This is a genomic window from Variovorax sp. HW608 (genome assembly GCF_900090195.1).
GTDB lineage: Bacteria > Pseudomonadota > Gammaproteobacteria > Burkholderiales > Burkholderiaceae_C > Variovorax.
Genome location: NZ_LT607803.1, coordinates 3,876,283 through 3,894,985, shown reverse-complemented (window position 1 = coordinate 3,894,985; position 18,703 = coordinate 3,876,283). Strand labels below are relative to the sequence as shown.

Genomic DNA, 18,703 nt, shown 5'->3' with positions numbered 1-18,703 from the left:
ACCGCCGAACTCCGCCATGGAACTGACACCGCGAGAAAAAGACAAGCTGCTGATCTTCACCGCCGCCCTGCTGGCCGAACGGCGCCGCGCCCGCGGGCTCAAGCTCAACTACCCCGAAGCCGTGGCCATGATCTCGGCCGCCGTGATGGAAGGCGCGCGCGACGGCAAGAGCGTCGCGGCGCTCATGAGCGAGGGCCGCGCGGTGCTGACCCGCGACGACGTCATGGAAGGCGTGCCGGAGATGATCCCGGACATCCAGGTCGAAGCCACCTTCCCGGACGGCACCAAGCTCGTCACCGTTCACCAACCGATCCTATGAACACCGCGGAGGCAGTTCCGATGATCCCCGGCGAACTCATCACCGACGAGGGCGATCACGTCCTCAATCCCGGCCGGCGCACGATCACGCTGGTCGTGCAGAACACCGCGGACCGGCCGATCCAGGTCGGCTCGCACTACCACTTCGCCGAGACCAACGGCGCCTTGGGCTTCGACCGCGAAGCCGCGCGCGGCATGCGGCTGAACATCGCATCGGGCACCGCGGTGCGCTTCGAGCCGGGCCAGCAGCGCACGGTCGAACTGGTCGATTTCGCCGGCGATCGCGTGGTCTACGGATTCCGCGGCCTGGTGCAAGGAAAACTCTGATGGCCACCATCTCAAGGCGTGCCTACGCCGAAATCTTCGGCCCCACCGTGGGCGACCGCGTGCGGCTCGCCGACACCGACCTCGTGATCGAAGTCGAGGAGGACTACACCCTGCATGCCGGCGGCTACGGCGAAGAGGTGAAATTCGGCGGCGGCAAGACCATCCGCGACGGCATGGCGCAGGGCCAGCGCACGCGCGCCGAAGGCACGGTCGATACCGTGATGACCAACGCGCTGATCCTCGACCACTGGGGCATCGTGAAGGCCGATATCGGCCTGAAGGACGGCCGCATCGTGGCGATCGGCAAGGCCGGCAATCCGGACGTGCAGCCCGGCGTGGACATCGTGATCGGCGCCGGCACCGAGGTGATCAGCTGCGAAGGCAACATCGTCACCGCCGGCGGCATCGACAGCCACATCCACTTCATCTGCCCGCAGCAGATCGAGGAGGCGCTGGCCTCGGGCGTGACCACCATGCTGGGCGGCGGCACCGGCCCGGCGACCGGCACCTTCGCGACCACCGCGACGCCGGGTCCGTGGCACATCGAGCGCATGCTGCAGGCCGCCGACGCCTTCCCGATGAACCTCGGCTTCCTCGGCAAGGGCAACGCGAGCCTGCCGGCCGCGCTGCACGAGCAGATCGACGCGGGCGTGATCGGCCTCAAGCTGCACGAGGACTGGGGAACCACGCCGGCCGCGATCAGCAACTGCCTGGACGTCGCCGATGCCACCGACACGCAGGTGGCGATCCACAGCGACACGCTCAACGAATCGGGCTTCGTCGAGAACACCATCGCGGCGGTGAAGGGCCGCGCGATCTGCGCCTTTCACACCGAAGGCGCGGGCGGCGGCCATGCGCCGGACATCCTGCGCGTGGTGGGCGAGGCGAACTTCCTGCCCTCATCGACCAACCCGACGATGCCCTACACCGTGAACACGCTCGACGAACACGTCGACATGCTCATGGTGTGCCACCACCTCGACGCCGGCATCGCCGAGGACCTCGCCTTCGCCGAAAGCCGCATCCGCAAGGAGACCATCGCGGCCGAGGACATCCTGCACGACATGGGCGCGATCAGCATGTTCAGCTCCGACAGCCAGGCCATGGGCCGCGTCGGCGAGGTCATCATCCGCTGCTGGCAGACCGCCCACAAGATGAAGGCGCAGCGCGGCAAGCTCGCCGAGGACACGGAGCGCAACGACAACTTCCGCGCCAGGCGCTATGTGGCCAAGTACACGATCAACCCGGCGATCTCGCACGGCATCTCGCACGAGGTGGGCAGCATCGAAGTCGGCAAGTGGGCCGACCTCGTGGTGTGGAAGCCGGCCTTCTTCGGCGTGAAGCCCTTCGCGATCCTCAAGGGCGGCACCATCGCGATGGCCGCGATGGGCGATCCGAACGCATCGATCCCGACGCCGCAGCCGGTGCACTACCGGCCGATGTTCGGCGCCTTCGGCGGCTCGCTGGCGAAGAGTTCGCTCACCTTCGTCTCGCAAGCCGGGCTCGCAGCCGGCATCGGCCAGCGCTACGGGCTCGCGAAGCACCTCTGCGCCGTGAAGAACATCCGCGCGGTGCGCAAGCAGCACATGATCCATAACGCCTATACGCCGAAGATGGAGATCGATCCGCAGACCTATGCGGTGCGTGCCGACGGCCAGTTGCTGACCTGCGATGCGGCGCTATCGCTGCCGATGACGCAGCGCTATTTCCTCTTCTGATCAGAGCTCGAAGATCCTCGTCATCGCCACCCATTTCTCGCCTTCGGGCGTCCACGGCGTCGGCGCCTGGAACTTCCACATCAGCGCCTCCCATTCGCGGATCCGCGGGTTGTCGCGGGTCGCGCGCGCCATGGCTTGCGCGTCGTAGCGGGCGTCGTCGGTTTCCATCAGCATCACCATCCGCGTCCCGAGGCGGTAGATGCTCATGGCCGTCACGCCATGCGCCTGCAGGTGGTCGCGGACCTCGGGCCAGATGCGGCGGTGGTGCGCCTCGTATTCGGCAATGAGGGCCGGGGCGTCCCGCAGGTCGAGGGCCAGGCAGTGGCGCATCTGGCCGGCCCCAAGTCAGTCGTACAGGACCGCGGCGATCTTCGGGTCGTCGATGTTGCTCTTGTCGTACCAGTAGAAGCCCGTATCGATCACCTTGGGCAGTTGCTCGCCCTTGATCGCCTTGACCGCCGCCTCCACCGTCTTGTAGCCGATGCCCACCGGGTTCTGCGTGATGGCGCCGGCCATGCTGCCGTCGCGGATCGCGTCCTTCTGCTGCTTGCCTGAGTCGAAGCCGACCACCACGACCTTGCGCTTCATTTCCTTGACGCCGTTGACCACCCCGATGGCCGAGCCCTCGTTGGTGCCGAACATGCCCTTGAGATTGGGATAGGCCTGCAGCATGGACTTGGCGATCTCGGTGGACTTGAGGTGATCGCCGCCGCCGTACTGGACGCTCACCACCTTCACGTTCGGATAGTTCGACTTCAGGCGGTCGAGGAATCCGTCGCGGCGATCGATCCCGGTGCGGCTGGTCTGGTCGTGCGCGATGACGGCCACTTCGCCGGACTTGCCGATGGCCTCGGCCAGCTTGTCGGCCGCCATCGCTGCGGCAGCCTTGTTGTTGGTGGCGGCGGTGGTGACCGGAATGTCGCTGTCCACGCCGGAGTCGAAGGCCACGACCGGGATCTTCTCGGCCTGCGCCTTCTTCAGCAGCGGGATCGCGGCCTGGCTGTCGAGCGCGGCGAAGCCGATGGCCTTGGGCTTCTTGGCGAGCGCGGCCGAGAGCATGTCGATCTGCTTGTCCACCATCGATTCCGACTCGGGTCCTTCGAAGCTCACCCGCACCTTGTAGTCCTTGGCGGCCTGCTCGGCACCCGATTTCACGGCCTGCCAGAACTGGTGCTGGAAGCCCTTGGACACCAGCGGAATGTAGGTGTCCTGCGCCTGCTGCGCTGCCGCGGGTGCGGCAAGCCCCGCGAGCGCGGCGCCCAGTGCGGCGGCCCATCCAGCGGCCAGCATTCTTCTTTTCTGGATCATGCTTCGTCTCCTTTGGGTGGTTGAAAAGCTCATGACTTGGCGCCGCGCCGACGCAGGATGTCGGTGTAGACGGCCAGGATGATGATGACGCCGGTGACCACGGTCTGCCACTCCTGCGCGACCGACAGGATGCGCAGCCCGTTGGTCAGCACGCTCATGATGAAGGCGCCGATGATGGTGCCCACGATGGTGCCCGTCCCTCCGCTCAGCGAGGTGCCGCCGATCACCACCGCCGCGATCGCATCCAGCTCGTAGCCCTGGCCCAGCGCCGGCTGCGCCGAATTCAGGCGCGAGGCGATCAGGAGCCCCGCCACGCCGCAGATGCCGCCGCTCATCGTGTAGACCACGATCTTCCAGAAATCGACGTTCACGCCCGACAGGCGCGCCGCCTCCTCGTTGCTGCCGAGCGCGAAGGTGTAGCGCCCGAGCAGCGACCTGTTGAGCACGATGCTCGCGGCCACGGCCACCAGGAACAGGATCAGCACCCCGTTCGGAATCGGCAGCGCCGGAACGAGCTCGCCGATCAGCGACTCCTGCGAGATCGCCGAGAAGCCCGGCGTGTTGTTGAAGTAGATCGGCTTGGTGCCCGAGATCACGAGCGACAGGCCCTTGAGCAGCATCATCATGCCCAGGGTGGCGATGAAGGGCGGGATCTTCAGCTTGGCCACCAGCGTGCCCGACACCAGGCCCGACAGCGCGCCGAAGAGGATCGCGGCCGCGATGCCCAGCGGCAGCGGCAGGCCCATGTAGGTGAGCGCCACGCCGGCCATGACGGCGCAGAAGGTCATCAGCGTGCCGACCGACAGGTCGATGCCCCCGGTGATGATGACGAAGGTGCAGGCGATCGCCAGCACGCCGTTGACGGCCGTCGACTGCAGGATGTTCACGAGGTTGTCGGTCTGCAGGAACTGCGGCGAGGCGATGCCGAAGAACAGCATGAGTGCCATCAGGCTGGCAAAGGCCAGGAGCTTCTGCCGCATCGCCGGGCGCAGCAGGCCCGTCCTGGGCGCCGGTGTTCCGGGTCCCGCTTCCAGGGCGTTGGTGCTTCCTTGCTGGGTCATGAAATGGGGCTCTCCAGTCGCTGTCGGTCGCTGGCGGCGGCGCCCTCGCGCCGGGTCGCGAGATGCATGATCTTTTCCTGCGTGGCCTCGTGCGCGGCGAGTTCGCCGGTGATCCGGCCTTCGCACATCACGAGCACACGATGGCACACGCGCAGGATCTCCGGCAGCTCGGAGGAAATGATCACGATGGCCTTGCCTTCCTCGGCCAGCGCGTGCAGCAGCCGGTAGATCTCGGCCTTGGCGCCGACATCGATGCCGCGCGTGGGCTCGTCGAAGAAGAGCACGCCGCAGTCGCGCAGCAGCCACTTGGCCACCACGATCTTCTGCTGGTTGCCTCCCGAGAGCAGGCGCACCGGCTGGTGGACCGAGGGCGTCTTGATCTGCAGCTGCCGCACATAGCGCTCCCCGGTGGCCTCGAGCGCCGCGCGGTCGACGAAGAATCCCAGCCTGAGGAACTTGCGCATGCTGGCCAGCGCAATGTTGCTCTCCACGTCCAACCCCACCGCCAGCCCCAGCTGCTTGCGGTCCTCGGAGAGGTAGCCGATGCCGTGCGCGACCGCGTCGCCCGGCGAGCGGATCGACACCTTCCGGCCGTGCACGCGGACTTCGCCGGCATCGATGGGGTCGGCGCCGAACACCGCCCGTGCCAGCTCGGTGCGGCCCGCGCCCATCAGGCCCGCGAAGCCGAGGATTTCTCCCCGCCGGAGCACGAAGCTGGCATCGCGCACGGCGTCGCCGCGGGTGATTCCCCGCGCCTCCAGCACCACCGGATTGCCGGAGGTGTCGGGCAGGTCGGCATGCATCTGCGCGAGCTGGCGACCGACCATCATGGCGATCAGCGCTTCCATCGGAGTCGAGGCCATGGGCCGGGTGGCGATGTACTGGCCGTCGCGCATCACGGTCACGCGGTCGGCGATGTGCTGCAGCTCGTCCATCCGGTGCGAGATGTAGACGATCGCCACCCCCTCGGCCTTGAGTTGACGCACCACGCGGAACAGATCGGCCACTTCCTGGTCGTTCAGCGCGGCGGTGGGCTCGTCCATGATGAGCACGCGCGAATGGAAGGTGAGCGCCTTGGCGATCTCCACCATCTGCTGCCGGGCCACGGTGAGCTCGCCCACCGGGGTGTCCGGGTCGAGCCGCAGGTTGATGCGCTCGAAGACCGCCTGCGCATCGCGGCGCATCGCGGCTTCGTCCACGAAGAGTCCGAGGCCCCGGCGAGGCTCGCGCCCGATGAAGATGTTCTGCGCCGCGCTCAGGTGGTTCATCAGGTTCAGTTCCTGATGGATGATGCCGATGCCCAGGGCCAGCGCCGCGCGCGGGCTGGCGATGTCGACCGGCTGGCCGTCGAAGACGATCTCGCCGGCATCCTTCGGGTAGACGCCGGCCAGCACCTTCATCAGCGTGGACTTGCCGGCACCGTTTTCCCCCATCAGCGCATGGACCTCGCCGGGCAGCAGTTCGAACTGCGCGTTGTCGAGCGCGCGCACGCCGGCAAAGGACTTGCAAAGGCCTCGGATCTGGACGATGGGCTGCGATGCCATGGGTCGTTCCAGTGTCCCATTCCCCCGGATTGGCCTTACCAGTGAAAACGAGAATCCGACGGACCTGGAAAGCTCTTTCCTGGCCGCGGGTTATAACCATCGTTGCAACCTCGCCAGACTCCCATGCTCCACGTCAACAAACTCATGCCCCAAGGCCGCGGCCTGGCTTCCGTCCTCGTGCGGCGCGCCGCCACCCTCGAACTGGACTGGGACGTGCGCCAGAAGAGCCGCTTCGACGCCACCGACTCCAACGGCCGCAAGCTGGGCATCTTCCTGCCGCGCGGCACGGTGGCCCGCGGCGGCGACGTGCTGGTGGCGGAAGACGGCTCGCTGATCAAGGTCGTCGCTGCGCGCCAGCCGGTGCTCGTCATCACGCATTGCGCCGACCACGGCACGCCCTTCGACCTGCTGCGCGCGGCCTATCACCTCGGCAACCGGCATGTGCCGATCGAACTGAAGCCCGACCACCTCAAGATCGAGCCCGATCACGTGCTGGCCGGGATGCTGCGTTCGATGCACCTGATCGTGCGCGAGGCCGAGGAAGCCTTCGAGCCCGAGGGCGGTGCCTACGGCGCGCACGGCGCCGGCCACGGCCACTCCCATGGCTCCGCGCCCGTGGGACCGGTGCTGCATCCGGATGCGTATTCGGGCTCGCACGCGCACGGCCATGGCCACGACCATTCGCACGGCCACTCGCATTGATGGATGAAGCGACGGCCCTCCCCGCCGCAAGCCTGCTGCAGCTGATCTGGCTCGCCTCGCCGGCGCTGCCCGTCGGCGGCTTCTCGTATTCCGAGGGGCTCGAATCGGCCATCGAGTGGGCCGGCATCGGCAGCGAGCAGCGGGCCGCCGACTGGCTGGCCGATCAGCTCCACCTGAGCCTCGCGCGCGCCGATCTCGCGGTGGTGGCGCAGGCCGTTCCCGCGTGGCGCAGCAGCGATCATTCGCGCATCGCGGCGCTCAACGACTGGGTGCTGGAGACGCGCGAGTCTTCCGAATTCCTCCTGCAGACCCAGCAGATGGGCCGCTCCTTCGTCGAATGGCTCAAGCTGCATCATGGCGATGCAGCGCAGCTCTTCGACAAGCTGCCGGCGAGCTATCCCGTTGCCTTCGCATTCGCCGCCAGCCGCACCCAGGCCAGCGCCCACGATGCCTGCCTCGCATTCGCCTTCGGCTGGGCCGAGAACATGACCGCCGCGGCGGTCAAGGCCGTGCCGCTCGGCCAGAGCGCCGGGCAGCGCATGCTGGCGCGGCTCGCAGCGGAAATCCCCACGGCCGTCCGGCATGCGCTCACACTGTCGGATGACGAGCGGCAGGCCTTTTCACCCATGCTGGCGGTCCTCTCGTCACGCCACGAAACCCAGTACTCCCGACTCTTCAGAAGCTGAACACCATGTCCTCCGCCCTTCACCACATTCCCCGCCGCACCAAGAAGCTGCCGCCGCTGCGCGTGGGCATCGGCGGCCCGGTCGGCTCGGGCAAGACCACGCTCCTGGAGATGCTCTGCAAGACGATGCGCGACAAATACGACCTCGTCGCCATCACCAACGACATCTACACCAAGGAAGACCAGCGCCTGCTGACCGTCGCCGGCGCCTTGCCCGCCGAGCGCATCATGGGCGTGGAAACCGGCGGCTGCCCGCACACCGCGATCCGCGAGGACGCATCGATCAACCTCGAAGCCATCGACCGGATGCTCGATGAGTTCCCCGACGCCGACGTGGTGTTCGTCGAGTCGGGCGGCGACAACCTGGCCGCCACCTTCAGCCCCGAACTGTCGGACCTCACGATCTACGTGATCGACGTCGCCGCCGGCGAGAAGATCCCGCGCAAGGGCGGCCCGGGCATCACCAAGAGCGACCTCTTCGTGATCAACAAGACCGACCTGGCGCCCTACGTCGGTGCCGACCTGGGCGTGATGGAAGCCGACACCAGGCGCATGCGCAAGGAGCGGCCTTTCGTCATGACCAACCTCAAGACGCTCTCCGGACTCGCCGAAGTCGTCGCCTTCATCGAAGACCGCGGCATGCTCGCGGCGCACTGAAACACGATGGCCCGGCGGACCGTGAAATGGTCCGCAACTTGCTGAGGGGACATAGGACAAAGGACCTATGTTCGGCGTTGCAGTTACGCCAGACACTCTTTGAAACGAGTCAGCAAGTCGAGATCCATCATGGCTTCCGAAGCTATCTTCCTCCCCGCGGTCGGCAGCGTTCAGTTCGCCATCTACCCGGATGGCTACGACGGTGCGCGCATCATTGCGCGGATCGACGAGGAGGCACTGCACAAACGCTTCCATGCGCCGGAGGGCCAGAAGGATCTGGTCCAGGCCTACGCGCTCAATGCGGATTCGATCGACGCCCTTGCGACGGCGCGCTACCGCGCGAACCCGAACGAGGCGATCTGCCTGCACAGCACCGACTTCTGAGCTTGACCTTGTAGTCACTTCAGGGTTTCCAATGGCGGCATGGCCAGAAGCTCCCCAGAAACACCGGTCGGCGGCGCGCACGGCGCCCACGGCGCACATGCCCATTGCTGCGCGGCCGATCACGCCCACGAACCCGCCGCCACCGCGGGGCCCATCGCGGACAACACCTTTCGCATTCCGACCATGGATTGCAGTGCGGAGGAATCCGAGATCCGCCGCGCGGTCGAGCCGATCGCCGGCATCCGCGGACTGCACTTCCAGCTCGGCCAGCGCACGCTGAGGATCGACGGCACCCCGGGCGCGATCGCGCTCGCGCTGGACGCCATCCGCAAGGCCGGATTCGCGCCCTCTGCGCTGGCCGCATCGCCGGCGCAGGGCAAGGGCGAACATGCGCACGACCACGGACAGGCCAGCGGCTACCTGCGCCTCGCCGCCGCGCTCGCGCTGGCCCTGGCGGCCGAGGGCGTCTCCTACTTTGCGCCCGACACGATGGCGTGGAGAGCCTTCGGCATGGCGATCGCGGCCGTCGCGATCGGGCTCGCAGGCCTCGAGACCTACGCCAAGGGCCTGCAAGCGCTGCGCAAGGGCCGGCTCAACATCAACGCGCTGATGTCGGTGGCGGTGACGGGCGCTTTCGTCATCGGCCAATGGCCCGAAGCGGCGATGGTGATGGCGCTGTACGCGATCGCCGAGCTGATCGAAGCCCGCGCGGTGGACCGGGCGCGCAACGCGATCAAGGCGCTGGTCGATCTGGCACCCAGCGATGCCGACGTGCAGCAGGCGGATGGAACGTGGCAGCGAATGCCGGCCGTGTCCATCGCGATCGGCGCCATCGCCCGCGTGCGGCCTGGTGAACGGCTGGCGCTCGATGGCGTGGTCACCAGGGGCAGCAGCAGCATCAACCAGTCCCCGGTCACCGGCGAAAGCATCCCGGTCGACAAGGAGCCCGGCGACACCGTCTTCGCCGGCACGGTCAACGAGCACGGCGAGATCGAGTTCCGCGTCACGGCGGGCGCCAACGACACCACGCTGGCACGCATCATCCATGCAGTCGAGGAAGCACAGGGCTCGCGCGCACCGACGCAGCGCTTCGTGGACCGCTTCGCGGCCATCTACACGCCGGTGGTCTTCGTGCTGGCCGTGGCGGTGGCGGTCCTGCCGCCGCTCGTCCTCGGCTGGGAATGGCTGGCGTCGATCTACAAGGCACTGGTGCTGCTGGTGATCGCCTGTCCGTGCGCGCTGGTGATCTCGACGCCGGTGACGATCGTGAGCGGCCTCGCGGCCGCCGCGCGCCGGGGCATCCTGATCAAGGGCGGCACCTATCTCGAAGACGCGCGCCTGCTCAAGGCGGTCGCGCTGGACAAGACCGGAACCGTCACTGAAGGCGAGCCGAAGCTCGTGGCGTTCAGGGCGTGGGGCGCCATGCAGGCGGACGAAGCCGGCGCGTTGCAGCTCGCGAAATCACTGGCCGCGCGCTCGGACCATCCGGTTTCGAAGGCCATTGCCGAGGGTCTGGAAATCGGCGCCGTCGAAGTCGATGGCTTCTCCGCACTGCCTGGCCGCGGGGTCGCCGGCACGGTCCGGGGCGAAGCATTGGTGTTCGGCAACCACCGGCTCATGAGGGAACGCGGCCAGACCGATGCGAAGCTCGAAGCGGAACTCGCCGCGCACGAAGCGCAGGGGCGCACCGTGACGCTCCTGGCGGACGAACGCGGCGTGCTCGGCCTCTTCGCGGTCGCCGACACGCTGCGGCCGGATGCGGCGAGCGCCATCTCGCAGCTCCAGGCGCTCGGCGTCGCGCCCGTCATGCTCTCCGGCGACAACGAGGCCACTGTGCAGGCCGTCGCGCGCGAGGCGGGCATCGCCGACGCGCGCGGCGGCCTGCTGCCGCAGGACAAGCAGGGCGCGATCCGCCAGATGCGCGAGCGCTACGGCGCGGCCGCCATGGCCGGCGACGGCATCAACGACGCGCCCGCACTGGCACAGGCCGACATCGGCTTCGCGATGGGCGCGGCCGGCACCGACACCGCGATGGAAGCGGCCGACGTGGTGATCATGAACGACCGGCTCGGCCGCATCGCGGAAACGATCCGCCTGTCGCGCCGCACACATGCGGTGCTGTGGCAGAACATCGGACTCGCGCTCGCGATCAAGGCGGTGTTCTTCGTGCTCGCGGTGTTCGGCAGCGCGACCATGTGGATGGCCGTGTTCGCGGACATGGGCGCGAGCCTGCTGGTGGTGGGCAACGGCCTGCGGCTGTTGCGCGGCGCCGGGCGCTGAAACAAGAAAACGGCCCCGAAGGGCCGTTGTCGTGGGTTGCAGCCCGCGGGCTGCAGCGAATTACTTCTTCGCCTTCTTGGCTGGAGCGGCAGCCTTCTTCGCAGGTGCGGCCTTCTTGGCAGCGGGCTTGGCCGCAGCCTTCTCGGCCTTGCGCTTGGCGGCCTTCGGATCGATCGCAGCCTTGAACGCTGCGCCCGGCACGAACTTGGGCACCTTCTGGGCAGCGATCTTGATCTTGGCGCCGGCTTGCGGGTTGAAGCCGGTGCGAGCGGCGCGGGCCACTTGCTTGAAGGTGCCGAAGCCGATGAGCTGAACCGGGTCGCCCTTCTTCACTGCGGCAATGATGGAGTCCGTCACCGTTTCCAGGATGCGGGCGGCCTCGGCCTTGCTGACGTTGTGGGCGGTTGCGATCTTTTCGACCAGTTCGATACGGTTCACTGAGTTTCCTTTGATTGAATACGCCATGTTGCCGATGGCGGCGCAGCATTCGACACAAGCTGCAAGCGGCGCGGAGTATAGGGCAGCGCGCAAGCGCCCCCGCCGGCTCAGCGCTCCGAAGGCTTTCTGGAGGAGCGCGAAGCGTGGTCCGCCATGGCCGAATACTGCGCGGCGGCGTCGCCGGTGCGGCCGGTGCGCATTTCCGCCGCAGTCACGCGATCGACTCCGGTGCCGGGCGCGCTCGAACGCAGGGGATCGCCACTGAATGCCGCGCCGCAGGGGCGGTCGGAAAGAACCGTCTGTCCCTTGTCATCCTTGCAGCGGTGGATTTCCGCCAAGGCCGAGACGCTGGTGATGCCCAGCGCGAGAACGAGCGCGGCCTGGAAAACGTGCGGAACCGTGGATCGCATAGTCGCCTTCGTGTTTGTTACGACATGTTAACGAAAGCGCCCGATGCGTCCGCAGGTTTTTTGCGATGGTTTGCCCGATCGTGAAAAAGGCCGCACTCGGCGGCCTGGTGTGATTCCTGGAGGCCCTGCCCATCAGGTTCCGGGCGTAGGGCCGGTGGGCTGCCCAACCGGTCGCTGCGGCCATGGACCAGGGCTCGGGGGACCACCCGGGCGTCTTCGGTCATTCACGATCGGGACCCTGCCACGAACGGACGGATGAAGGAAGCGAGCGTCGACCCAGCCGCGCCCGCTGCGCCGCGCCGAAATTTCACACCACTGCCACCCGTTCGTGCATCGATCCACCCACACCGAGGTGCGCGCAGGAAGCACCGTGACGACGCGGAACGAAGTCCCGGGCCCGGCACGGACATTGAGCGACCGCGTGGTGGCGGTATTGAAGGCCATCGCCGACAGCGGCAGCACCAATGACGCGGCGACGAGCATCGGCCGGATGATCGCTCCCGACATGGACGTCCTCCCGACGGTCGCTCAGTTCTTCTGCGGTTCCTGGTGCATCGGCATTTCGTTGCGGCGCATCTTGCCTCCGCCCTTGACGCTGCCGGTGACCGTCGTGTTGCCGGCACCCGTCACGCGCTTTTCGCAGGCCGTGCGTGCCTTGCCGGGGGGGTGGCTCTGGCAACGCTTCAACGCGTTCTCGTCGTATCCACCGGGACTGTTCAGGCGGCCTTGCCGCTTGGCTTCCTGGGCCGCTGCCGCCTCGCGATAGCAGGCCGTCCGGTCGACGCGCGGGTCCTCGCAAGTGACGGTAGCCTGGGCGAAAGCGCTCGCCGCCAGCATGGCCGTACCGCCTGCGACCAGAGCCCTCGATGCGATGTGAAGAATGGATCTTTTCACGAACTGCTCCTTGCTCAGGTGGGAACCGCGCGCAGTTTGGCGCGCTCCACGATGTTTGCCAAGTCTTCCGATGGAGGAGACGCCCAGACGGAGCCGCGGCAATCTTGCAAACTTTTTCAACTGCAATCGAGACGGCAGCTCAGCCGCCCCATTCCCGCAGCGCCTCCCACCCGTCCTCCGTCAGCTCGGCGTAGACGGTCTGGAAGCTGTCGGGATCGCCGGAATTGACCATGCGCGTGCGACGGACCCGGACCCAGCCCTTGCGCTCGTATTCCTCGGCGAGCTTCACCTCGGCCGTGCCGATGAGCTCCATCAGACGATTGGCGGCGGCGATACGACGAAGCAGTTGCATTCGAGGCCTCCGGACGATGTCGGGTGTTGGAAAGAAGAGATTCTTTTCATCCCGACCCCGCTGGAGATTGACGAGGATCAAGATGCCGGGCTCCGCGAAGCGGCGAGATCGATCCGAAAGGCCCATTGGCGGAGAGTGTGAGATTCGAACTCACGGACGATTGCTCGTCGGCAGTTTTCAAGACTGCTGGTTTAAACCACTCACCCAACTCTCCTCGGCTGTCCTTGCGTTGCACAAGAACAGAAGCGGGATTTTAGTCGGTGCGCTGCTGCGCCCCTGCGGGGCGGGGTGCCCAGCCTTGCAGCACCAGGTCGGCGATGCCCTCGGCCCAGACGCGGCGTTCCTCCGGGCCGGCCAAGGGCTTCGAAATGAAGAAGCGCACGCCGCCGAAAGCGAGGGTCGACAACTGCACCGCTGAAAGTTCGGGCTGCGGCACGTGCAGCGTTCCCGCGCGATGGGCCTCGGCGAGGTAGTCGACCACCGGCGCGAGCACGTAGCTGTTTTCGGCGTAGAGCGACTTGGCGAGTTCGGGAAAGCGCACCGCCTCGGCGATCACGAGACGCAAGAGCGCGAGCGTCTTCGGCTCGGTCGCGCTCAGGTACATGCGCTCGATGAGATCCAGCAGCACCTGCCGCTGGTCCTGGTCGTGCCGCACCAGCGTGGCCTGCATGGTCTCGCGGGCACCGGTCACGGCGCGATGCACCACTTCGCGGAACAGGGCTTCCTTGTTGTCGAACTGCCGGTAGATCGTGATCTTGGCGACGCCCGCCTCCCGGGCGATCGCCTCGATGCTGGTGGCTGCGTAGCCCTTTTCGAGGAAGGATTCGAGTGCCGCCGCGAGGAAGGATTCGCGCAGTGCGACGGCCTGCTCCGGGCTCGGCCTTCCGCGTGACCGGCGCTTGATCTCGGGAGATTCGATGTTGTTGTCCATGGCAGTGTCTCTTTTCATCAGTCCGGCAGAAAGATCGCCTGAAGATCGCTCAGGAAATCGAATCCGCGCGTCGTCGGCCAAACCCGCGCAAGGTCGCGCTCGATCAACCCTTTCCGCTCGGCCTCCTCCAGGCCGCGCTGGATGGCGGTGATCGCCATCCCTGTCCGCTCCCCGAACTGCGCAAGCGTAAACCCTTCCTTCAGGCGCAGGGCATTCAGCATGAACTCGAAGGGCAGCGCGGCGATGCCGACATCGTCGCTCTGCGCGACGGCGTGGCCCGCGAGCGCCTTGTCCATGTAGAGCCGGGGTTCGCGGAAACGCACCTGACGCACCACGCGGTGCGCAAAGCTGAGCTTGCCGTGCGCACCGGCGCCGATACCAAGGTAGTCGCCGAACTGCCAGTAGTTCAAATTGTGCGCGCACTGATGGCCGGCGCGTGCATAGGCCGAAATCTCGTAGCGGCCCAGGCCCGCCGCCGCGGTGCGCTCGGTGATCCTGTCGAGCATCGCGTAGGCCGCATCGTCCTCGGGCACCTGCGGCGGGTACTTGGCGAAGTAGGTGTTCGGCTCGATCGTCAGGTGGTAGACCGACAGGTGCGGCGGCGCCAGTGCGAGCGCCTCCGAAAGGTCGGCGTCGAGCTGCTCCAGCGTCTGGCCCGGGAGCGCATACATCAGGTCGAGGTTGAAGGTGTCGAAGGTGGCCGCGGCCTCTTGCACCGCCGCGATCGCCTGGGCGCGATCGTGAACGCGGCCAAGCGCCTTCAGGTGCGCGTCGTTGAAGGATTGCACACCCACCGACAGCCGCGTCACGCCCGCCGCCCGGTAGGCGCGGAAGCGGTCGCGCTCGAAGGTGCCGGGGTTGGCTTCCAGCGTGATCTCGCAATCGGGCGCGAGCCTGAGCCGCGCGCGCAGGTCGCCGATGAGCCGGTCGATGGACGCCGGCGAGAACAGGCTCGGCGTGCCGCCGCCGATGAAGATGGTGTGGACCGTACGGCCCCAGATCAGCGGCAGCGCCGCGTCCAGGTCGGCCACCAGCGCGTCGAGATAGCGCTGCTCGGGCAGCTCATCCGTGCCGCTGCGCCACTCGTGGGAATTGAAGTCGCAGTACGGGCACTTGCGCAGGCACCACGGAAGATGGACGTACAGCGAAAGCGGCGGCAGCGCCGAAAGCTGGAGCGGGCCGGGCCGCATCTGGTGCAGCGCATCGTTGGCGCCGGCGGCGCCGTCGGCCGCGCTGTCGCCGTCGGCTGCGATCGGGATGATGCCGTTCACGACCAGCGCTCGCGCATCAGCGCCAGCATCGCGCGCGCCGCCTGTCCGCGATGGCTGTTCGCGTTCTTCACGTCGGGGGGGAGCTGGGCAAAGGTCTTGCCGAACTGCGGCAGGAACATCACCGGATCGAAGCCGAAGCCGTTGTCGCCGACCGGCTCCTTCGCGATCAGGCCGGCCACGCGGCCGACGGCGATCAGCGGTTCGGGATCGTCCGCGCCGCGCAGCGCGACCAGGGTGCTGACGAGCGCGGCGCGGCGGTCGGTCTGGCTGGCCAGTTGCTCGAGCAGTGCACGCACGTTGTTCGTATCGCCCTTTTCGTACCCGAACTTCGTGGCATAGAAGGCGGTGTCGACGCCGGGAAGGCCGCCGAAGGCCTCGACGCAGAGGCCCGCATCGTCCGCGATGGCCGGCAGGCCGGTGTGCGCGGACGCATGGCGGGCCTTGGCCAGCGCGTTCTCGACAAAGGTGCGGAAGGGCTCCTCGGCCTCGCCGACGCCGAGTTCCGACTGGCGAACGAGCGTCACGTCGAGCGGCGCGAACAGGGCCTGCAGCTCGGCGAGCTTGCCGGCGTTGTTGGAGGCGAGGACCAGTTTCATCGCGGATTCCGTGTCGACCGGGCTTCAGCCTGCGAGCGCCAGGGTCTGCAGCGCGATCAGCTCGGAGATGCCCTTCTCGGCCAGCCCGAGCAGACGGTTCATTTCCTCGCGCGAGAACGCAGCGCCTTCGGCGGTGCCTTGCACTTCCACGAAGTGTCCGGCGCCCGTCATCACCACGTTCATGTCGGTGTCGCAGGCGGAGTCCTCGGTGTACTCGAGATCGAGCAGCGGCGTGCCCTGCACGATGCCGACCGAAATGGCCGCCACGTGGCCGCGGATCGGCGATGCGGCGATCCGGCCTTCGGCGAGCAGCTTGTCGACCGCATCCTGCGCGGCCACGAAGGCGCCGGTGATGGCCGCGGTGCGGGTGCCGCCGTCGGCCTGGAGCACGTCGCAGTCGAGGTGGATGGTGCGCTCGCCGAGCGCGCTCAGGTCGAAGACCGCGCGCATCGAGCGGCCGATGAGGCGCTGGATCTCCTGCGTGCGGCCGCTCTGCTTGCCGCGGGCGGCTTCGCGGTCGCTGCGGGTGTGGGTGGCGCGCGGCAGCATGCCGTATTCGGCCGTGACCCAGCCTTCGCCGCTGCCGCGCTTGTGCGGCGGCACCTTCTCTTCGACCGAAGCGGTGCACAGCACGCGGGTCTGGCCGAACTCGATCAGCACCGAGCCTTCGGCATGGATGGTGTAGCCGCGGGTGATGCGAACCGGGCGCAACTGGTCTGCGGCACGGCCGCCGCTTCGTACGAAATCAGTCATGTGGATGAACGAGAGAAAGAAAAACTAGCCCTTGCGCGCGGCGGATCGCTTGATCGCCTCGTTGATCTCGGCGATGGACCGCTCGATGGCGTCCTCGTCGAGGTCGTCGAGCTCGCTGTCCGAAGGCATGCCGGCCTGGATGGTCGACGCGAACACGCCGTCGCTGATGCTGTCGGTGGAGACGCCGCGCTTCTGCCCCGGAGCGTCGGGCGTTTCCCATTCGAGCGCGATCAGGGTCACGTTGTCGCTGTGGGTGCCGCCGTTGCGCAGCGCCATCTCGGCGAGATCGGGCGCCGCATCCGATACCGGCTTGCCGGACGAGAGCACATGGACGATCACGCCGTCGTCGAGCACGCCCCAGACGCCGTCGGAGCAGAGCATGATGCGGTCGCCGCGCTGCAGCTGCAGCGGCGTCGAGACATCGAAGAGCGGCGGCGTCGGCGACCCCAGGCAGGTCAGCAGCAGGTTGCGGTTGACCGGCTCCGGCGCGCCCGCGCGGGGCCGCTCGGCGTGCGAATGGTCACGGGTGCGCATCAGCAGGGCGCCATCGCGGATCACGTACAGCCGCGAGTCGCCGCAATGGATCCACGTCGCCGTGTTGTCCTGGATGATCGCCGCGACCACCGTGGTGCGCGGCGTGTCGAGCATCCCCTTGTTGCCGGCGTAGCGCATGATCTGCTGATGCGCGGCCATCACGGAGGAGGTGAGGAAGGCCTTGACGTCCTTGACCAGCGGCCGGGCTTCGCGCTGGTAGAGCGCCGCGATGGTCTGCAATGCCAGCTGGGCTGCGACCTCACCCTCGGGATGGCCCCCCATGCCGTCGGCGAGCACGAACAGGCCCGATTCGCGCGTGTAGCAGTAGCCCATGCGGTCTTCGTTCTTGAGACGACCGCCCTTGCGACTGACCTGGAAGACGGAAAACTTCACAGCGCCCGCCCGGCCGCCCGAAGGGCGATGAGCCCCCCCTGGGGGGGCAGCGAATACACGAAGTGATGAGCGTGGGGGGTCATGCCGGACGTGTGGTGGGAGCCGCCGCCTTCGGCAGGCCCTTCTTTTCGGATGAACGCATGTTGTCGATGGAGAGGCGGACCTTCTCGCCCACCGTGAGCTTGGTGTAGCGGCGCTCTCCCTCGCGGCTCAGTTCCTTCTGCAGCGCGAACACCGACTGCGGGCGCGAAAGCGGATCGAGCGACATGCACCACTCGACCACCTCGATCAGGTTGTCCGAATAGATGCCGCGCAGGCGCGAGAGCGAAAGGCCGAGGCGGTCCTTCTCGATGCGCTGCGGCGCGTCGTTCGGGGGATAACCCTGCATGCAGGCGTAGATGCAGGCGCCGATCGCGTAGATGTCCGTCCACGGCCCCATGGAGGAATCGCGCCGGTACATCTCGGGCGCCGCGAAGCCAGGGGTGTACATCGGCCGGATGAAGTTGCCCTCCTTGGACAGCACCTCGCGCGCCGCCCCGAAGTCGATCATCACGGCCCGGTCGTCGTCGGTCACGAAGATGTTGGCCGGCTTGATGTCCAGGTGCAGCATCTTGTGCTGGTGGACGATGCGAAGGCCCCGAAGGATCTCGTCGAAGAGCGAACGGATCGTCGATTCGCGGAATACCTTCTGCTTCTTGAGGTCGCGCGCGGTGACGATGAAGTCCTGAAGGGTCGCGCCCTCGAGGTAGTTCATGACCATGTAGACGGTCTCGTTCTCGCGGAAGAAATTGAGAACGCTCACCACCGAGGCGTGCGAAATCTGCGCCAGCGACCGGCCTTCCTCGAAGAAGCTCTTGAGTCCCAGCCGGTAGAGCGACAGCTTCTCGGGCGGAACCTGCGGCGCCAATTCCCCTGTGCCCCGTGTTGCCAGGGACGAAGGCAGATATTCCTTGATGGCGACCTGCTGCCCACCCGGGTCGACGGCGAGATAGACGACCCCGAAGCCCCCGGCGGAAAGCCGGCGCACGATTCGGTAGCCGCCGATCACCGTGTCAGGCAGCAGAGGCGAAGGTTTGACCTTTGACATAATCCGGGAGTTTCGCCCGAAGGCGATGGTGCGGCAAGCGAACGCCGTGCCGACGCCACG

General features: G+C 67.2%; 23 protein-coding genes and 1 tRNA gene. 8 read left to right on the top strand and 16 right to left on the bottom strand.

All coding sequences use genetic code 11. The annotated features are described in order from the left end of the window. Positions 1 to 16 precede the first annotated feature (16 nt). Genes VAR608DRAFT_RS18420 through ureC form a run of 3 tightly spaced genes read left to right on the top strand, consistent with a single transcriptional unit; the run spans position 17 to position 2,363 of the window. Positions 17 to 319, top strand: coding sequence for an urease subunit gamma (locus tag VAR608DRAFT_RS18420; RefSeq protein ID WP_088955363.1), 303 nt, complete (start codon positions 17 to 19; stop codon positions 317 to 319). 20 nt (positions 320 to 339) lie between these two features. Beyond that, positions 340 to 645 (top strand): urease subunit beta, encoded by a 306-nt coding sequence (locus tag VAR608DRAFT_RS18415; RefSeq protein ID WP_088958853.1) that lies wholly within the window; start codon positions 340 to 342, stop codon positions 643 to 645. Continuing rightward, positions 645 to 2,363, top strand: a complete 1,719-nt coding sequence (gene ureC, locus VAR608DRAFT_RS18410; RefSeq protein ID WP_088955362.1) for an urease subunit alpha — start codon at positions 645 to 647, stop codon at positions 2,361 to 2,363. Before VAR608DRAFT_RS18415 ends, ureC begins: the two co-directional genes overlap by 1 nt. On the opposite strand, the gene VAR608DRAFT_RS18405 is transcribed toward ureC, so the two are convergent. From VAR608DRAFT_RS18405 to VAR608DRAFT_RS18390, 4 genes are read right to left on the bottom strand one after another with little or no spacing between them, the layout of a single operon-like run. Then, positions 2,364 to 2,693, bottom strand: coding sequence for an L-rhamnose mutarotase (locus VAR608DRAFT_RS18405; RefSeq protein WP_088955361.1), 330 nt, complete (start codon positions 2,691 to 2,693; stop codon positions 2,364 to 2,366). A 15-nt stretch (positions 2,694 to 2,708) separates the two neighbouring features. Then, positions 2,709 to 3,671: an ABC transporter substrate-binding protein gene (locus VAR608DRAFT_RS18400; RefSeq protein ID WP_088955360.1), complete on the bottom strand. Its 963-nt coding sequence runs from the start codon at positions 3,669 to 3,671 to the stop codon at positions 2,709 to 2,711. A gap of 29 nt (positions 3,672 to 3,700) precedes the next feature. After that, a complete protein-coding gene (locus VAR608DRAFT_RS18395) occupies positions 3,701 to 4,732 on the bottom strand; it encodes an ABC transporter permease (protein WP_088955359.1) in 1,032 nt (343 codons plus the stop codon). Next, a complete protein-coding gene (locus VAR608DRAFT_RS18390; RefSeq protein WP_088955358.1) occupies positions 4,729 to 6,276 on the bottom strand; it encodes a sugar ABC transporter ATP-binding protein in 1,548 nt (515 codons plus the stop codon). The genes VAR608DRAFT_RS18395 and VAR608DRAFT_RS18390 overlap by 4 nt, the downstream gene beginning before the upstream one ends. Before the next feature lie 123 nt (positions 6,277 to 6,399). Between VAR608DRAFT_RS18390 and ureE the strand changes: the two genes are divergently transcribed. The 5 genes from ureE to VAR608DRAFT_RS18365 all read left to right on the top strand — a co-directional run bounded on the left by ureE (position 6,400) and on the right by VAR608DRAFT_RS18365 (position 10,984). Next, complete coding sequence (gene ureE / locus VAR608DRAFT_RS18385; RefSeq protein ID WP_088955357.1) at positions 6,400 to 6,978, top strand: urease accessory protein UreE; 579 nt, start codon at positions 6,400 to 6,402, stop codon at positions 6,976 to 6,978. After that, complete coding sequence (locus VAR608DRAFT_RS18380; protein ID WP_088955356.1) at positions 6,978 to 7,664, top strand: urease accessory protein UreF; 687 nt, start codon at positions 6,978 to 6,980, stop codon at positions 7,662 to 7,664. Before ureE ends, VAR608DRAFT_RS18380 begins: the two co-directional genes overlap by 1 nt. A 5-nt stretch (positions 7,665 to 7,669) precedes the next feature. Then, the gene (ureG, locus tag VAR608DRAFT_RS18375; RefSeq protein WP_088955355.1) at positions 7,670 to 8,320 is read left to right on the top strand and encodes an urease accessory protein UreG; all 651 of its coding nucleotides are present in this window, start codon (positions 7,670 to 7,672) and stop codon (positions 8,318 to 8,320) included. 129 nt (positions 8,321 to 8,449) lie between these two features. Further along, complete coding sequence (locus VAR608DRAFT_RS18370; RefSeq protein ID WP_088955354.1) at positions 8,450 to 8,704, top strand: hypothetical protein; 255 nt, start codon at positions 8,450 to 8,452, stop codon at positions 8,702 to 8,704. 39 nt (positions 8,705 to 8,743) lie between these two features. Beyond that, entirely contained in the window at positions 8,744 to 10,984 is a 2,241-nt protein-coding gene (locus VAR608DRAFT_RS18365) for a heavy metal translocating P-type ATPase (RefSeq protein WP_157731046.1), read from the top strand. A 60-nt stretch (positions 10,985 to 11,044) separates the two neighbouring features. Here the strand turns inward: VAR608DRAFT_RS18365 and VAR608DRAFT_RS18360 are convergent, their stop codons facing one another. The 12 genes from VAR608DRAFT_RS18360 to VAR608DRAFT_RS18305 form a co-directional block, all read right to left on the bottom strand. Next, positions 11,045 to 11,449 (bottom strand): HU family DNA-binding protein, encoded by a 405-nt coding sequence (locus tag VAR608DRAFT_RS18360; RefSeq protein ID WP_269458482.1) that lies wholly within the window; start codon positions 11,447 to 11,449, stop codon positions 11,045 to 11,047. An 80-nt stretch (positions 11,450 to 11,529) separates the two neighbouring features. Next, complete coding sequence (locus VAR608DRAFT_RS18355; RefSeq protein WP_088955352.1) at positions 11,530 to 11,832, bottom strand: DUF4124 domain-containing protein; 303 nt, start codon at positions 11,830 to 11,832, stop codon at positions 11,530 to 11,532. Between the two features lie 132 nt (positions 11,833 to 11,964). Further along, on the bottom strand, positions 11,965 to 12,276 hold the full coding sequence (locus VAR608DRAFT_RS38565) for an SH3 domain-containing protein (RefSeq protein WP_443082956.1): 312 nt from the start codon (positions 12,274 to 12,276) through the stop codon (positions 11,965 to 11,967). A gap of 84 nt (positions 12,277 to 12,360) precedes the next feature. Continuing rightward, entirely contained in the window at positions 12,361 to 12,726 is a 366-nt protein-coding gene (locus VAR608DRAFT_RS18345) for a hypothetical protein (RefSeq protein WP_157731045.1), read from the bottom strand. Between the two features lie 139 nt (positions 12,727 to 12,865). After that, positions 12,866 to 13,078: a hypothetical protein gene (locus VAR608DRAFT_RS18340; protein ID WP_088955349.1), complete on the bottom strand. Its 213-nt coding sequence runs from the start codon at positions 13,076 to 13,078 to the stop codon at positions 12,866 to 12,868. 126 nt (positions 13,079 to 13,204) lie between these two features. Then, a tRNA-Ser gene (locus VAR608DRAFT_RS18335) sits at positions 13,205 to 13,292 on the bottom strand. A 39-nt stretch (positions 13,293 to 13,331) separates the two neighbouring features. After that, positions 13,332 to 14,009: a TetR/AcrR family transcriptional regulator gene (locus VAR608DRAFT_RS18330; protein ID WP_157731044.1), complete on the bottom strand. Its 678-nt coding sequence runs from the start codon at positions 14,007 to 14,009 to the stop codon at positions 13,332 to 13,334. Positions 14,010 to 14,026: 17 nt separating this feature from the next. Continuing rightward, positions 14,027 to 15,199 carry a radical SAM family heme chaperone HemW gene (gene hemW / locus VAR608DRAFT_RS18325; RefSeq protein WP_088958851.1) on the bottom strand — a complete coding sequence of 391 codons (1,173 nt, stop codon included), beginning with the start codon at positions 15,197 to 15,199 and terminating at the stop codon, positions 14,027 to 14,029. Between the two features lie 77 nt (positions 15,200 to 15,276). Continuing rightward, positions 15,277 to 15,876 carry a non-canonical purine NTP pyrophosphatase gene (locus tag VAR608DRAFT_RS18320; protein ID WP_088955347.1) on the bottom strand — a complete coding sequence of 200 codons (600 nt, stop codon included), beginning with the start codon at positions 15,874 to 15,876 and terminating at the stop codon, positions 15,277 to 15,279. A gap of 24 nt (positions 15,877 to 15,900) precedes the next feature. Continuing rightward, a complete protein-coding gene (rph, locus tag VAR608DRAFT_RS18315; protein ID WP_088955346.1) occupies positions 15,901 to 16,629 on the bottom strand; it encodes a ribonuclease PH in 729 nt (242 codons plus the stop codon). 24 nt (positions 16,630 to 16,653) lie between these two features. Then, positions 16,654 to 17,556: a PP2C family protein-serine/threonine phosphatase gene (locus VAR608DRAFT_RS18310; protein WP_088955345.1), complete on the bottom strand. Its 903-nt coding sequence runs from the start codon at positions 17,554 to 17,556 to the stop codon at positions 16,654 to 16,656. Positions 17,557 to 17,635: 79 nt separating this feature from the next. Beyond that, positions 17,636 to 18,643, bottom strand: coding sequence for a serine/threonine protein kinase (locus VAR608DRAFT_RS18305; protein ID WP_088955344.1), 1,008 nt, complete (start codon positions 18,641 to 18,643; stop codon positions 17,636 to 17,638). Positions 18,644 to 18,703: the final 60 nt, after the last annotated feature.

Excerpts from the sequence above, each read along its gene's own strand:
- VAR608DRAFT_RS18420 (WP_088955363.1), top strand. The coding sequence starts at position 17 with ATGGAACTGACACCGCGAGAAAAAGACAAGCTGCTGATCTTCACCGCC.
- VAR608DRAFT_RS18415 (WP_088958853.1), top strand. The coding sequence starts at position 340 with ATGATCCCCGGCGAACTCATCACCGACGAGGGCGATCACGTCCTCAAT.
- ureC (WP_088955362.1), top strand. The coding sequence starts at position 645 with ATGGCCACCATCTCAAGGCGTGCCTACGCCGAAATCTTCGGCCCCACC.
- VAR608DRAFT_RS18405 (WP_088955361.1), bottom strand. The coding sequence starts at position 2,693 with ATGCGCCACTGCCTGGCCCTCGACCTGCGGGACGCCCCGGCCCTCATT.
- VAR608DRAFT_RS18400 (WP_088955360.1), bottom strand. The coding sequence starts at position 3,671 with ATGATCCAGAAAAGAAGAATGCTGGCCGCTGGATGGGCCGCCGCACTG.
- VAR608DRAFT_RS18395 (WP_088955359.1), bottom strand. The coding sequence starts at position 4,732 with ATGACCCAGCAAGGAAGCACCAACGCCCTGGAAGCGGGACCCGGAACA.
- VAR608DRAFT_RS18390 (WP_088955358.1), bottom strand. The coding sequence starts at position 6,276 with ATGGCATCGCAGCCCATCGTCCAGATCCGAGGCCTTTGCAAGTCCTTT.
- ureE (WP_088955357.1), top strand. The coding sequence starts at position 6,400 with ATGCTCCACGTCAACAAACTCATGCCCCAAGGCCGCGGCCTGGCTTCC.
- VAR608DRAFT_RS18380 (WP_088955356.1), top strand. The coding sequence starts at position 6,978 with ATGGATGAAGCGACGGCCCTCCCCGCCGCAAGCCTGCTGCAGCTGATC.
- ureG (WP_088955355.1), top strand. The coding sequence starts at position 7,670 with ATGTCCTCCGCCCTTCACCACATTCCCCGCCGCACCAAGAAGCTGCCG.
- VAR608DRAFT_RS18370 (WP_088955354.1), top strand. The coding sequence starts at position 8,450 with ATGGCTTCCGAAGCTATCTTCCTCCCCGCGGTCGGCAGCGTTCAGTTC.
- VAR608DRAFT_RS18365 (WP_157731046.1), top strand. The coding sequence starts at position 8,744 with ATGGCCAGAAGCTCCCCAGAAACACCGGTCGGCGGCGCGCACGGCGCC.
- VAR608DRAFT_RS18360 (WP_269458482.1), bottom strand. The coding sequence starts at position 11,449 with ATGGCGTATTCAATCAAAGGAAACTCAGTGAACCGTATCGAACTGGTC.
- VAR608DRAFT_RS18355 (WP_088955352.1), bottom strand. The coding sequence starts at position 11,832 with ATGCGATCCACGGTTCCGCACGTTTTCCAGGCCGCGCTCGTTCTCGCG.
- VAR608DRAFT_RS38565 (WP_443082956.1), bottom strand. The coding sequence starts at position 12,276 with ATGGCCTTCAATACCGCCACCACGCGGTCGCTCAATGTCCGTGCCGGG.
- VAR608DRAFT_RS18340 (WP_088955349.1), bottom strand. The coding sequence starts at position 13,078 with ATGCAACTGCTTCGTCGTATCGCCGCCGCCAATCGTCTGATGGAGCTC.
- VAR608DRAFT_RS18330 (WP_157731044.1), bottom strand. The coding sequence starts at position 14,009 with ATGGACAACAACATCGAATCTCCCGAGATCAAGCGCCGGTCACGCGGA.
- hemW (WP_088958851.1), bottom strand. The coding sequence starts at position 15,199 with ATGCGGCCCGGCCCGCTCCAGCTTTCGGCGCTGCCGCCGCTTTCGCTG.
- VAR608DRAFT_RS18320 (WP_088955347.1), bottom strand. The coding sequence starts at position 15,876 with ATGAAACTGGTCCTCGCCTCCAACAACGCCGGCAAGCTCGCCGAGCTG.
- rph (WP_088955346.1), bottom strand. The coding sequence starts at position 16,629 with ATGACTGATTTCGTACGAAGCGGCGGCCGTGCCGCAGACCAGTTGCGC.
- VAR608DRAFT_RS18305 (WP_088955344.1), bottom strand. The coding sequence starts at position 18,643 with ATGTCAAAGGTCAAACCTTCGCCTCTGCTGCCTGACACGGTGATCGGC.